This window comes from Mesomycoplasma lagogenitalium (assembly GCF_029854295.1).
Classification (GTDB): Bacteria; Bacillota_I; Bacilli_A; order Mycoplasmatales; family Metamycoplasmataceae; genus Mesomycoplasma_A; species Mesomycoplasma_A lagogenitalium.
This window is the reverse complement of sequence record NZ_CP122979.1, coordinates 116,874-131,190: the sequence shown is the minus strand read 5'-3', so window position 1 is coordinate 131,190 and position 14,317 is coordinate 116,874. Positions and strand designations below refer to the sequence as shown.

Here is a 14,317-nt window from a genome sequence, read left to right as displayed (position 1 = left end):
GCTAAAAGATATTCATTTCACTTATTTTTGTTTATTATTAATATTTTTATATGAAATTTACAGTAAAAATGGATTCTAAAACTTTAATAACTCCCCAAATGGAAAGACCTGAAAATAATAATCCTAAAAGCACAGCAATTATTCCTAAAACAAATGCGGTACCAAAGGTAAATTTTTCTCTTAATTTTGCTAAAAACTTTTTCATTATTATCCCTTAATTGTTGAACCATTTCTTGAAATGGAATTCATAATTCTTTTTCTAAATCCAAAATAAATAATAAACATTGGTAAAATAGCCAAGATTGTTCCAGCCATTTTAACATTTTGTAGAACCTTAATAGGATCATCTTCAATTGGGTTTCTACCCACTTCAAATAATCAAATATTAATTACTTCTACAGATGAATTTCCACCACTTAATAATAATGTTGGTCATAAATATGAATTTCAAGCAGCAAATGCTGTTAAAATTCCAACTGTTCAAGTGGTTGAAGAAACCATTGGAAGAGCAACTCTAAAAAAGTAATTAACCCCTGAACAGCCGTCAACCATTGAAGCTTCTTTGATTCTATCTGGAATGGATTCAAATGCATTTCTATACATAAACCCATTAAATACCGAAACGGCAAATGGCATAATCAACGCAAATGCTATATAAATCGGTGATGAAGTTCATTGTAAAATATTAATTATTCTATATTGACCAATTAATAATGCCATTTCTGGAAGTATTAAAATGGATAAAAAGATAACTCAAGCTAAATTTTTATGTCTTCATTTTTTCATCGAAAAGGCATAACCGAATGTTGATGAGAAAAATAATTTAATAACCACCGAAATGAATGTTGTTAATGCGGTTCATCCTAGCGCTTCTCAATATCCCTCTTTAAATGCCTCATGGAAATTGGATCAATCAACTGGGTTAGGAAATAAGTTTAACTCAGTTGGACTGTGTGTTGCTTCTTTAGTTGATAAAGCGAAAATGACCATGATGTAAAATGGGAACATAATAATTGTTCCAAAGAAAAATAAAGTAATTAATTTTAAAAGAGTTGCAAAAATTATTTTAATAATATTTGTTTGTTTTACTTCAGAAGAAATTTTCTCTACTCTTTTATTAAATTTGAACTTAGAGAATGAGTTTTGTATTTTTAATCGTATTCAAAACATTTTTTTCTCCTATCTTATTTATAATTATAATAACAAATTTTATTCCTCTTTTTAAAATTACCGACATTGCAACCCCTAATAAAAATAGATATATAGTTGTTGCTCCAGCAAGACCAGATGCCCCTTGTTTAATAAAGTCATATATCATTAACATTATTGTCATACCACCATTTACTTTCGCTTCTGTTGGATTGTTGTTGAATAATGCAAGAGGAAAGACTTTAATTCCCCCTAATATACCCATAGTAACTAAAAAGTTTAATGTTTTAGTAATTGATGGTAATGTAATTCTAAAAAATTGTTTGGTTTTTGATGCTCCATCAATTGAAGCTGCTTTATATAGAGTTTTATCAACCCCAAGCATCGCAGTAGTGATCATTAAAATCTGGAAAGCAAGTCCTTTTCAAACACCATTAATTAAAAGAACAACTAAAGGTAAATAAGAATCATAAACCCCCGATTTTAATCATTTTGTATTGATGCCTAATGATCTATTAACAATTCCCACTCCATTATCAAACATATAAGCGAATGCAATTGAAACAGCAACAGCACTTGTAATATATGGAAGGAAGAAGATTGTTTGTCAAAATCCTCTTGCTCACTTTTTATAAAGTGTAGAAATTGCTGTGGAAATTATTATTGAAATAGTTAAAGTAATTGGTAAAGCTAAAAATCCATATATTAATGAATTTCTTACTCCAACTGCAAATAATTCATCTTTTAAAACTAATTCAAAGTTTTTTCAACCTGCTTCTCTTATTGAAGCATTGTTTGGGTTAGGTAAGTAAGTAAAAGATGTTATAGATGCATAAATAAGTGGGAAAAATGTAAATAATAAAACAATAAATATTGAAGGTATTAATAATAACATTGGTTTTCAATAATTTGTTTTTTTATCTAAAATTCCTAATTCATATTTTTCATCTTTTAATTTCTTTTTAATGAAATATTCTCTTATTTTATCTAAAACATTCATTATAGTTCCAATCTTTCTTTAGTTTGAACATCAAATAAATGAATTTTGTTTTCTGGAATATTAAATCTAACTTCTTCACCTATTTCATAAGACAATTTATTTCTTAAGAAAATGTTAAATACTCCAATATTTTCAACTTCTACTTTTGCAAATATTTCTTTACCCAAATACTCAATTGATTTAATTTTTGAAACGAATTTTCCTTCTTCAGTTTCATGTAAATGTTCACCTCTAATTCCAACTCTAATTTCTGTTAGTTCAGAATTATCAAGCGATTTTAAATGAATATCATTTACTGAAATTTCATTATTTTCTACTTTAGCAGTAAAAATTGTCATTTCTGGAATTCCTAAAAATTTAGCGACAAATTCATTTGCTGGTTTATTATAAAGTTCAATTGGTGAACCAATTTGTTGAATTTTACCAAATGACATACATACGATTTTATCAGAAATCGACATCGCCTCTTCTTGGTCGTGGGTAACAAAAACAGTTGTAATTCCTAACTCTTTTTGAATACCTCTAATTCATTGTCTTGTTTGAACTCTTAATTTTGCATCTAAATTCGATAATGGTTCATCCATTAATAAAATTTTAGGTTCTCTAACAATACCTCTAGCAATTGCAACCCTTTGTTGTTGCCCTCCGGATAATTTAGTAGGTTTTTTATGTAAGTTTTTAGTAATTTCAACTCTTTGAGCAACATTAACTACATATTTTTCAATTGCTTTTTTAATTGAAATATTTTCTGATAGTAATTTTTTGTGTTCCTCTAATTGTTTTTCATCTAAATTATCTAATTTTAGAGAATATTTTGCAATTAATTCTTTTTCAAAATTACGATATTGCATTTTTGTAAATTTATACAATTTTTTAAAGTTTTGTTTGTTAATTTTTAACTCATTAAACTCTTCAGAATTTTTAATACTTAATTTTTCTTCTTTAATTAAGTTTTTAAGAAAATCTTTTTGTTTTATATATTTATCTTTAATGATTAAAAGATTTTCTTTATATTGACTATGGATTTGAGCTTTTTTGTTTTTGGTTTCCTGTAAAAGATTTGTATATTTTTCTTTTAGTTGTTCAACTTTCTCTGATGATTCTAATTTTTTAAGTTTTGCAAGTTCTTTTTTATATTGTTTTTTTTCTAATCTTCGATCTTTTAAATTTTTAAGTCCAACATGACTTTCTCTTTTTATTTCTGTTTGTTTATATAAAGGAATTAAATCTAATTTTGCTTTTAATTCATTTAATTTTTTATATAAATTAGATTTTAAATTAGTAATATTTAAATTAACTTGTTTATAAACATCAAAGTAATTGAAAATATAATTATCATATTCTTTCAATTCCTCTTTTGAAGCACCGTTTTGAGCAAAAACCAATGAATTTGCTTGATGTTTTGCATAAAGCGATTTTTCCATCATTTTTGTTTTTCAAACTTTATCGTTAGTTAACGGAAAAGCAATATTGTCATAAACATTTAAATGTGGATATAAGGCATAATTTTGAAAAACTAATCCTATTTTTCTATCTTGTGGGGTAGCTTTAGTTACATCAACTCCTTCAAAAAGAATTTGACCACTAGTTGGTGTTAATAAACCAGCAATTGCATTTAATGTTGTTGTTTTACCACAACCAGAAGGTCCTAGTAATGTAACTAGTTCACCTTTTTTAATTGTAATATTAGCATTATCAACCGCTAATGTTTCACCATAGTCAATAACTAAATCTTTAATTTCTATAGCTGTTTCAAATTTTTTAGATCTATATCTTTCATCCGCTTTGCTTTTAATTTCTTCAATTAAAGCTTGTCTCTCTTGAATTGCTAGTTCTGCATTCGTACTCATACTTTATTTATTTTCTCCTTGGGATTTTTTCTCTTCTTCTATTAAATCAATAATAAATTTTTGTTTTTCTAAAATATTATCTTCTGTTTCTTTGTAAAAACCAAGATGAGAAGGAACTCCTCTTTCTCCATAATATTTCTCGAATTGACTTATCAATTCTTGTTGGTTTTTCGCATTTTTATACATTCCTCTATTATTATTTCACGCTTCATAGAAGGCGTTTCATAATTTTATCGCTTCATAATATTCTACTTGAGAAATATCTGACATTTTTTCTTTTCAATCAGCTAAATTGGGCGCTGTTAGACCTTGTCTTATAATTTCTGCTGAATAATTTTTTCATTTTCCACTATCTTGAGGATCTTCATAAAAAATTCATCCAACTATTCTTTCGTATGATTGTGCAGGTCTTCTGCCTGAAAACACAAATTTAACTTTAGTTCCTGCAGGAAGTAATTCTTTGGCGAAATTAGTTGCTTGCTCTGCCATAAGTTTTTCTTCGCCTTCAGATTCAACATATACTCCATCTTTATTAAGTCCTTTTTCCGGTGTGTCAATACCTACAAGTCTAATTCTTTGGCGCCCTTCCACTAATTGCCCTGTTCCTGCGTCAATTGTAACAGTATCACCGTCTGCTCAACTTATAATTGTCGCATCAATGTGTTTAATTATGCCCTCATATGAAGGAAGTTGATCGCTTTCTTTTAAGTATTTTTCATCTTCCTTTTGACAAGAAACAACTGAAAATGTTCCAAACATAGGAAAAACAACCATAAGGGTTGTTTTTCATAATAAATTCTTTTTCATTATTTTTATGACTAATTATTTAAAACTATTACCTAATGTAATATTTAATTCTCTTATAAATTGATCAAATGTTTCAGGTGTTTCTCTGTCTTCAGCTCTATTCATATATGCTCCAAAAGCTGCATCGATTGATTTTCTAAATGTTTGCGATCTTGAATCTGTAGGATCTTCGTAGATAGTATGTTTTTCAGCTGTTGCAGGATCTGAAACTAATTTAAATGATTCAAATGCTATTTTGTTAAAATCATTGTAGTCAGAAGGTGTGTTTTGAGATAAAATGTGTTTAGTAGGTGCGATATAACTTCCATGAGCAGCAAAAGCTTCTAAAGGTGTTAATTGTGTGTATGTTTTGTCTCCGATTTTTCAATCTAATTTTTCTGAAATATATCATTTAACAAAGTTTATTGTAGCTAAATCTTCTTTTTCATTTGCGTGCATTGGTATCAATGATGGACCTTGTGATAAAACGATATTTTGTTTATCATCTTTTTCAGAAATAAATGCATCTCTAAGAGATAATAATTCATTTTCTTGCAATTTTTCTGTAGCGGGAGCTTGGTATTTTCTAAATCCACTATCAGATACTTGAGTTAGCGGAGTTGAAGTATAATCGCCTTTAAATCATTTAGCATCTATAAGGTATACATCATATCCGCCTTTTTTACCAGCTGGAATAATTCAACTCTTGAATTTTTCACCTATTTGATCAGATTTTAATCCACCATCAGTTGAATAATATCCAACAACTGTATTTGCATTTTTTCCTTGTGTTAATTTTTCAACTTCTGATTTTGTTTTTTCATCTGCTTCTTCATTATATTTGTAGTCATTATCTTTTTCTTTACCTTCAGGTTTAAAGTTCTTTTTACCTTCAGGTCCGAAAAATAATGTATTTTTATATTTTGTACCTACTTTTTTGATATAAGCAATCGCCCCTTTAGCCTTGTCTTCTTCAGTTGGAACTATTAATTCATAACCATATTTTGCATCAATTGTTTTTTCTGTTAATTTTCCTTTTTCGTCAACTGATGTAAAAATTCAGCTATATGAATTATCTTTATCGGTATAAAAATTATGATTGTATCCAGCTGTTGAACTAATTGCAAAAGCAAGTCTATGTGCTTTTAACATATTCGACGAATAATCTGCTGACGATTTAATAAATAGTGCTTTTTCATTTAATAATTTAGCAATTTTATCAAAATTTTTCTCAAAGATTTTGTTTTGTTCTGTTCCTTTTTTTCTAACATCATTATAGTTCACTGAAGTTTTGTCGTCAGTTAAACCGAAAATAAATTTGTCATAGTCTCCATCAACATCAGATAATGCATTTTTATATAGAACATTCGAAATTGTATCAATACCTAGTACATAATCGGCTTTTTTATTAATTGGTTTTCCATCTTCATCAGCTTTTGGAAATGCTTTTTTAATTCTTGAAGCTAAATCAAATAGACCATCATAACTTTCAAATGATTCTTTTGAAAATTCAAAACCAGCTAATCCGCCATTTTCTTTACTTACTGATTGATATTCTCCTCAAATTTCTTTTACTGAAACTTCATCAGCTGCACCTTTTGTTTTAATATTATTGAAAAACTCTTGATCTGAAGATTTTATTGTAGCTTTATTTGCAGAATCCTCAGTTGCTTTTTTGATAATATAAGCAAAAACTGGCATATTAACTGTTATAGCTTGTGAAGATTTATTAGATGGAATTAATCATAATGAACTTTTTGGATCTCTTCCATTTTCTGTGCTTTGTAAACCGGCAATTTGATAGTTAGTAGCTAAAAATTGATCTGAAAATATTTCCTTCGCTTTTTCCAATACTCCAACCGCTTTTTGCGCCTCGGTTTCACCAGCTAAATCTAAATGCATATTGTATTTTAATAATGTTGCAACTACATTTGGATAATTTAATGTTAAGTTATATAAATCATCTTTTGATTTTGCAGGTAATTTTGTATTTAATTGACTTTCTAATTCTTCGTATCCACCATTTAATTGAGCTACTTCAATTGGTAAATATCCTTCTTTTTTATCTTTTACTTCTTGTTTGTTGTTTCATGCTTCAATTACGGCATCAAGTGCGGCTTTTTGCACACTTGTACTACCGAAAGTAGAAGCAATTTTAATTTTACCATCATCGGCTTGGTCAAACCTTGTTTCTCCACAGGAAATGAATGTAGCAAGCGATGCCCCTACAGTTGCTAGTCCTGTTAATTTTAAAAATGTTTTTTTTGTCATAAATTTCCTTTACATTACATTTTATAAAAAAGCAAACTTAAATATAAAAATAGTTAAATTTACTTTCATTTTATTACTAAAATATTTTACATTATTTAATTGTTTTGCTCTAATTAAAAAAAAAAAAAGTAATATTATTTATTTTTAAAACATATTAAAAAAATGAATACAAATATTTATGTTTTTAAAGAAAATTTAGTATAATTTAAGCAATATTTAATCATAATCTCTTTGTTTTTACATTATTAATTTTAGTTGAAATTTTATATTTTAGAATTTAATATGTTATTACAAACATAACTTTAGATAACTAAAATATATGTTCAAATTATTTTTTAGTAATTTTTAGCCTATAATTTTATCACATTATAAATGATAATGCAAATATCAATTTTAATATTTTAATATTTAAGCCAAAAATTTAACTTTTAAAAAAGTTTAATTTGTTCGTTTTTTATATTTTATAATTTAAATATAGACATAATAAAAGATAAAAAAGAAGACGGTTATTAATATTGAATTTATTTTCGTTTATCAAAACTATTAGATTTTAGCTACTTTATCAATAAAATTGTTTTCGCCTTTTGTTTTGTGTTTTATAAGGGGAGGATCATCAGATGAACTATGAAAAGAAAAAGATTTTTTTACATCAATTTTTAAGAAGATTAATTCATGGTTGAAGTACATTTATTTATTTTATTTCAATTACTTTGCTATTTATAATATTAACTTTTTCTTTATGAAATTACATAGATAATTTATTTGAAAAAAAATCATATTATTTTACATTTATGTGAACAATTTATACACTTTTATTAACAATTTGACTTTTTGTAAAAAATATACAATTATCACATATTTCTATGAAGTTATATGATAATGAAATAAATTCAAAAAATTTAAATAGTGATAAAAATACTTTGCAAAAAATATTGTTAGAAAATAAAAATATTTTATTTGTTAAAGAAAAAAGAATTAAAAAAATGGTTGATTTTTGAGAATTTAACGAAAATTTTAAAAGAGATTTCTTATTTGCAACTGAATTTAGAAAATTATCATTTTTCTATGTATTTATTTTGATTTTAAGTTTTTTATCTTTTTGAATACTGTTTTATTTACCCAAACATAAACAAGATATAAGCCAAATAATACCATATATAATTCTTTTTCAATTTGGATGAATAAATTTCATTTTATTAGCATACGATTTATCACAAGTTATAATTACAAGAGTTAATAAAAATATTTTTAATTTCAAACCATTATATTAAACAGAATATAAAATTTGTATTTTAATAGTTAAATAAAAATAGGTCTTTCTTTTATTTTGAAAAACCTATTTTTTTATTTTATTTCTGTTTTTAATTCATAATATTCTCTTGAAAAGTCTATTCATCTTTTAATTTCACTTACATTTTCTTCATTTTTAAAAATAATTGGTTTAAATCAATAATTATTTATTATTGCTCTTTTAATATAGATAAAATCATCATAATAATTAATTTCTGTATTTTCGATAATTTTTATTATTTTTTTTCTTGTTAAAAACATCATAAGAGGATTTCATTTTAATATTTTAATAGCCTTTTCTAGATCGTTTTCAAATAAAATAATTTTTAATGATTTTTTTCGTTCTCATCCAAACTGATTAATAATGGTTAAAATTAAGTGAATAATAGAAAAGGGAATTCATATTGCCCAAATAATTGTTGATGTTCAATTATTTTTATTTATAATAGTAAAAATAAAAGTAAGAAAAATCGAAATAATTTGCAAACTAAAAAATATTCAATATTGAACAGTGATTATTTTTCCAAGATTTTTTATAAATTTATATTGAATAATTTTTTCATCACTCATAAAAACCTCCCAAATTAATAGAAATATTTTAAATAAAATTTAACACATTTATTACTTTCTTTCTTAATAAAATTATATAAAAAAAATATAGAAAACAATATAATTATTTTTTTATAAGTTGAAATTAAAAAAATAACATTAAAAAGAGGTTTTCATTTTATATTAAACAGGGAGCGTAATTGATTGTCAGATAACGATCCAAATAATAAGATACTATGTTTTGTTGTTGAAAAACTTAAGAGTTCTAACATATTTTAAAATAATATATAAAATGATGTTTTATTAAAATATTTATATTTTATGTTTAGCCAAGCAGAATATAAGACATAAAAAACATTTAATTTAAATTAAAAAAAATATAACTTTAATAAAGTATGATTTATCAATATTATAATTACAAAAGTTAATAAAATGGCTTTTAATTTTATCCTTTGCATTGAGTTAAATTATACTCAAAATTTAAAATGCTTAATAAAATTTGATAATTAATCTATACTTTATTTTAATTAGTAATTAAAAAAAATAAAACGGATAGAAACTTATATCCGCTTTATTTTTTATATAAATTAAATTTTATAGTTTTTTATTTGATTTTAAATTATCATTGTATGTTTGATATTCTCTTGCAAATTCTATTCATTCATTAATTAAATTCATATTCTTTTCATTTAAGAAAAAGTATTGTCAAGAATAAACGGTGCATATAATACCTTTTTTAATATAATTAAAATTATGTGCATAATCGATTTTTACATTTTCTATTTTTTTTCTTATTTTGTCTTTAGAGATAAATCACATAAAAATATTTCATTTTAATATTTTAATCGCTTTTTCTAAATTATTTTCTATTAAAACCGTTTTTAATGCCTTCTTTTTTTCAATTGCAAGCATATAATAAATATTTAAAATCATATAAATGGATACTAATACAGATATTGTCCAAATATATATATTTAAATTTTTTTCAGTCATATGGTCACCTTTAATAAAAACAAAAAACGCCGGAAGAATCGCTGGAATAAGTATTACTATAGTTGTACCTATAAATAAAAAGTGTTGTTTTTTAACTATCATTCCTATGTATTTTATAAATTTATATTGAATAATTTTCTCATTTTCTATTTTCATACTAAATAAATTTTATTATAAAATAAATAAAATAGATAAAAAAATATTTAAATTTTAAAATATAAGTTATATTTTATCACTCTTCATCCATATCTTCTTCATCATCAGGAAATTCAACTTCTTCCATTTCTTCAGCTTTTAAAAATCCATCTAATGGGTTGCTCCTATCATCTGCAAATAAAAAAGTTGATAAAATAACTGGATTTCTTCGTTTCTCTTTATAAAAAAATGGAATTAAACGATCTTTAATTAATTGCTTTAACTCAGGAACTGTTCAATCGTTTTTATTTTTAATAGTAAATAAAATTGCTCCATGAACTATTCTTTTTATTTCTTCGACAAAATCATTGGAGGTTTTAACATAAAATGAACCTCTGGAAATAATTCTAGGTCTTCCGACAATAATATTTTTTACTCTATCAATGGCAATTACTACATGAACAAACCCATTTTCACCTAGTGCTGTTCTTTCTTTAATTAATGCTGAATTAACTTTAGAAACAATATCGCCATCAATAAAAATAGGTCCTGGATTAATAAATTCATCACTTTTAGTTAATTTACCATTAACTAAATAAAGTACTTCACCAATTCTTGGAATAATTATATTTTTAGGATCAACACCATTTTCAACCGCTGTTTGACCATGGACAACAGACATACGATATTCACCATGATAAGGAACAAAATAAGTTGGTTTTGTTAATTTAAAAATCTTTTCATGCTCCTCTTTATAAGCGTGTCCTGAAGTGTGTAAATATCCATCGGCCCCATTTTCTTTAATAATAGCTCCAGATTTATAAAGTCTATTTACTAAAAGTTCAATTTTGATTCTATTTCCAGGAATAGGCGAAGAAGAAAAAATTATCATATCACCATGTTTTAAAGTAACCTGCGGATGTTTTCCAATTGACATTCGTGTTAAAGCAGCCATTTGTTCACCCTGTGAACCAGTTGTTAAAATCACAAGTTCATTATCTTGATATTTAGAAATGCTCTTTTTATCAATAAAAACATCATTGGGAGCATCAATGTAGCCCATTTTTCTCCCGATTTGCACCCCACTTACCATCGAACGGCCGAAAGTAACAACTTTTTTACCAAGTTTTGCTGCTAATTCAATAATTACTTTTACCCTAGTTAAATTAGAAGCAAATGCGGTAATAATAATTTTTTTCTTAGCCGAAACCATATGGCTCTCTATATCTTTTAAAATATCCTTTTCACTAGGTGAGTGAAAAGGTCTCATTGCATTAGTTGAATCTGAAAGTAATACAGTTAAATCTTCATTTCCTATTTTTTCTAATTTGGAAAAATCGGTTAAATTACCGATTGGTGTATAATCAAATCTAAAATCACCGGTGCACATAATGGATCCATTTGGTGTTTTTACTCTAATTCCAAAGGCATCAGGGATTGAATGTTGAGCGGTTCAAAAATCTACTTCAATTTCTTTGAATTTATGTATATTATCTCTTTCAATTTCTATATACTCAACTTTTTTTCTAATTCCACGATCTTCAAATTTAGCTTTTAAATATTGAATCGCAATTTTTGGAGCGTATATTTTTGCTATATCTACTTCTTGAATTAAATAAGTAACTCCCCCAATATGATCTTCGTGTCCATGGGTAATAAATAAGCCTTTGATTTTATGTTGATTCTTTTTTAAATAACTATAGTCTGGAATGATTCCTTTTATTCCTGTAGCAAAAGTGTCTGCAAATTTAATTCCCGCATCGATTACTACTATTTCATCCTTATATTCAATAACTAATGTTGATTTTCCGATTTCTTGCATTCCACCCAATGCAAATAATTTTGTTGGTTTCATTATTCTCCTAATAATATAAATAATTTAAAATGAACTTTATAAATTGCTTGATAACAATTTCTTATTTTTTATTTTACAAAAAAAAATGATTTTGCAAAATATAAAACTTAAAATTATTAAAAAATGTTTATTCAACAATTAATATATTTGAATTTAATATTTAATAAATAAAAAAAATCAAATATAAAAATATACATTTTTTAAAATAGTATTACAGTTTATGTTGAAATATATGATGAATGTTAATATTAAATCGATCACCTATTAATGCAAAAATAATCAATATTTTCACCATTTAATAGTCAATTTTCTAGGAAAAATCGCCTGTTTTTCCCAAATTTTCCATTTTTTAATGAAAACGGCAAAAAACCGACATTATATGTGGAGGTTTATATGAAAAATAATAAAACTTTAGTTTCATTAAAAGAAGCAATTAAAATTATTAAACAATATGAAAAACATCAATGTAAAATCGATTTTAAAGACGAAAAAAGTGTAGAATTATAATGGAAGGAGAAAAATTGAAAATGCAGGAAACTAGTGAGAAAAAATCACACTTAAATCTTTATATAATTTAGTTCTTAATATGCAAAATGTGCTTTTGGATGTGCAAAAACAAACTAATGAAAATTCTGCCGATATTAAAGAAATCAAAATTGTTCAAGCAGAACATAGTAAAATTTTACAGGAGCATAGTAAAATTTTACAAGAACACAGCCAAGATATCAAGGAGATTAAGACTGTTCAAGCACAACACAGTAAAATTTTGCAAGAGCACAGCCAAGATATTAAAGAAATTAAAGAAGACATTAAAATGTTAAAATCTTTCCACGAAGACGATATTAAAAAATATAAAGATAAAAAGTAATTTAAAATTGATACATTAATTTTTATAAAATAAATGCTACTTTTATAGCAAAATAAAAATAAATTGACTGATAGTTTTTCTTCAGTCAATTTTTATTAAATTTTAAGATAAATTTAAATTATTTTTAATGCAAAAATAATTTTTATTTTCACCATTTAATAGTCAATTTTCTAGGAAAAATCGCCTGTTTTTCCCAAATTTTTCCGTTTTTTGACGAAAATGGTAAAAAATTGACATTATATGTGGAGGTTTGTATGAAAAATAATAAAACTTTAGTTTCATTAAAAGAAGCGACTAAAATTATTAAACAATATGAAAAACATCAATGTAAAATCGATTTTAAAGATGAAAAAAGTGTAGAATTATAATGGAAGGAGAAAAATTGAAAATGCAGGAAACTAGTGAGAAAAAATCACACTTAAATCTTTATATAATTTAGTTCTTAATATGCAAAATGTGCTTTTGGATGTGCAAAAACAAACTAGTGAAAATTCTGCCGATATTAAAGAAATCAAAATTGTTCAAGCAGAACATAGTAAAATTTTACAGGAGCATAGTAAAATTTTACAAGAACACAGCCAAGATATTAAAGAAATTAAAGAAGACATTAAAATGTTAAAATCTTTCCACGAAGACGATATTAAAAAATATAAAGATAAAAAGTAATTTAAAATTGATACATTAATTTTTATAAAATAAATGCTACTTTTATAGCAAAATAAAAATAAATTGACTGATAGTTTTTCTTCAGTCAATTTTTATTAAATTTTAAGATAAATTTAAATTATTTTTAATGCAAAAATAATTTTTATTTTCACCATTTAATAGTCAATTTTCTAGGAAAAATCGCCTGTTTTTCCCAAATTTTTCCGTTTTTTGACGAAAATGGTAAAAAATTGACATTATATGTGGAGGTTTGTATGAAAAATAATAAAACTTTAGTTTCATTAAAAGAAGCGACTAAAATTATTAAACAATATGAAAAACATCAATGTAAAATCGATTTTAAAGATGAAAAAAGTGTAGAATTATAATGGAAGGAGAAAAATTGAAAATGCAGGAAACTAGTGAGAAAAAAATCACACTTAAATCTTTATATAATTTAGTTTTTAATATGCAAAATGTACTTTTGGATGTGCAAAAACAAACTAATGAAAATTCTGCGGATATTAAAGAAATCAAAATTGTTCAAGCAGAGCACAGTAAAGATATCAAGGAAATAAAAGTTATTCAAGCACAACATAGTCAAGACATCAAGGAGATTAAAACAGTTCTAGCAGATCACAGCAGAATTTTACAAGAACACAGCCAAGATATCAAGGAGATTAAGACTGTTCAAGCACAACACAGTAAAATTTTGCAAGAACACAGCCAAGATATTAAAGAAATTAAAGAAGACATTAAAATGTTAAAATCTTTCCATGAAGAGGATATTAAAAAATATAAAGAAAAAAAGTAATTTAAAATTGATACATTGTTTTTTATAAAAAACTTCTTTTATAAGACAATAAAAAAATTGACCGGTGTTTTTTATCGGTCAATTTTTTAAAATTTAAATAAATGTATATGAA

At 24.9% G+C, this 14,317-nt stretch carries 13 protein-coding genes; 5 read left to right on the top strand and 8 right to left on the bottom strand.

The window, feature by feature from the left end; genetic code table 4:
* Positions 1-50 precede the first annotated feature (50 nt).
* Positions 51-218, top strand: coding sequence for a hypothetical protein (locus QEG99_RS00555; protein ID WP_280102069.1), 168 nt, complete (start codon positions 51-53; stop codon positions 216-218).
* Here QEG99_RS00555 and QEG99_RS00550 read toward each other — a convergent pair.
* Genes QEG99_RS00550 through QEG99_RS00530 form a run of 5 tightly spaced genes read right to left on the bottom strand, consistent with a single transcriptional unit; the run spans position 208 to position 7,056 of the window.
* Positions 208-1,170, bottom strand: coding sequence for a carbohydrate ABC transporter permease (locus QEG99_RS00550; protein WP_280102068.1), 963 nt, complete (start codon positions 1,168-1,170; stop codon positions 208-210). The two genes, QEG99_RS00555 and QEG99_RS00550, sit on opposite strands and share 11 nt — an antisense overlap.
* Positions 1,130-2,149: a carbohydrate ABC transporter permease gene (locus tag QEG99_RS00545; protein ID WP_280102067.1), complete on the bottom strand. Its 1,020-nt coding sequence runs from the start codon at positions 2,147-2,149 to the stop codon at positions 1,130-1,132. Before QEG99_RS00545 ends, QEG99_RS00550 begins: the two co-directional genes overlap by 41 nt.
* Entirely contained in the window at positions 2,149-3,999 is a 1,851-nt protein-coding gene (locus tag QEG99_RS00540) for an ABC transporter ATP-binding protein (protein WP_280102066.1), read from the bottom strand. Before QEG99_RS00540 ends, QEG99_RS00545 begins: the two co-directional genes overlap by 1 nt.
* Before the next feature lie 3 nt (positions 4,000-4,002).
* Positions 4,003-4,806, bottom strand: a complete 804-nt coding sequence (locus QEG99_RS00535) for a thermonuclease family protein (protein WP_280102065.1) — start codon at positions 4,804-4,806, stop codon at positions 4,003-4,005.
* Positions 4,807-4,821: 15 nt separating this feature from the next.
* Positions 4,822-7,056 (bottom strand): P68 family surface lipoprotein, encoded by a 2,235-nt coding sequence (locus tag QEG99_RS00530; RefSeq protein WP_280102064.1) that lies wholly within the window; start codon positions 7,054-7,056, stop codon positions 4,822-4,824.
* 617 nt (positions 7,057-7,673) lie between these two features.
* On the opposite strand from QEG99_RS00530, the gene QEG99_RS00525 reads away from it, so the two are divergent.
* Positions 7,674-8,327 carry a hypothetical protein gene (locus tag QEG99_RS00525; RefSeq protein WP_280102063.1) on the top strand — a complete coding sequence of 218 codons (654 nt, stop codon included), beginning with the start codon at positions 7,674-7,676 and terminating at the stop codon, positions 8,325-8,327.
* Between the two features lie 73 nt (positions 8,328-8,400).
* Here QEG99_RS00525 and QEG99_RS00520 read toward each other — a convergent pair whose 3' ends face one another.
* The 3 genes from QEG99_RS00520 to QEG99_RS00510 all read right to left on the bottom strand — a co-directional run bounded on the left by QEG99_RS00520 (position 8,401) and on the right by QEG99_RS00510 (position 11,878).
* Positions 8,401-8,916, bottom strand: coding sequence for a hypothetical protein (locus QEG99_RS00520; RefSeq protein WP_280102062.1), 516 nt, complete (start codon positions 8,914-8,916; stop codon positions 8,401-8,403).
* A 573-nt stretch (positions 8,917-9,489) separates the two neighbouring features.
* Positions 9,490-10,044, bottom strand: a complete 555-nt coding sequence (locus QEG99_RS00515; protein ID WP_280102061.1) for a hypothetical protein — start codon at positions 10,042-10,044, stop codon at positions 9,490-9,492.
* Positions 10,045-10,117: 73 nt separating this feature from the next.
* Entirely contained in the window at positions 10,118-11,878 is a 1,761-nt protein-coding gene (locus QEG99_RS00510) for a ribonuclease J (protein ID WP_280102060.1), read from the bottom strand.
* Positions 11,879-12,464: 586 nt separating this feature from the next.
* On the opposite strand from QEG99_RS00510, the gene QEG99_RS00505 reads away from it, so the two are divergent.
* The 3 genes from QEG99_RS00505 to QEG99_RS00495 all read left to right on the top strand — a co-directional run bounded on the left by QEG99_RS00505 (position 12,465) and on the right by QEG99_RS00495 (position 14,205).
* Entirely contained in the window at positions 12,465-12,746 is a 282-nt protein-coding gene (locus tag QEG99_RS00505) for a hypothetical protein (protein ID WP_280102059.1), read from the top strand.
* Between the two features lie 447 nt (positions 12,747-13,193).
* On the top strand, positions 13,194-13,412 hold the full coding sequence (locus QEG99_RS00500; protein WP_280102058.1) for a hypothetical protein: 219 nt from the start codon (positions 13,194-13,196) through the stop codon (positions 13,410-13,412).
* A gap of 388 nt (positions 13,413-13,800) precedes the next feature.
* Positions 13,801-14,205 (top strand): hypothetical protein, encoded by a 405-nt coding sequence (locus tag QEG99_RS00495; RefSeq protein WP_280102057.1) that lies wholly within the window; start codon positions 13,801-13,803, stop codon positions 14,203-14,205.
* The last annotated feature ends 112 nt before the right edge of the window (positions 14,206-14,317 follow it).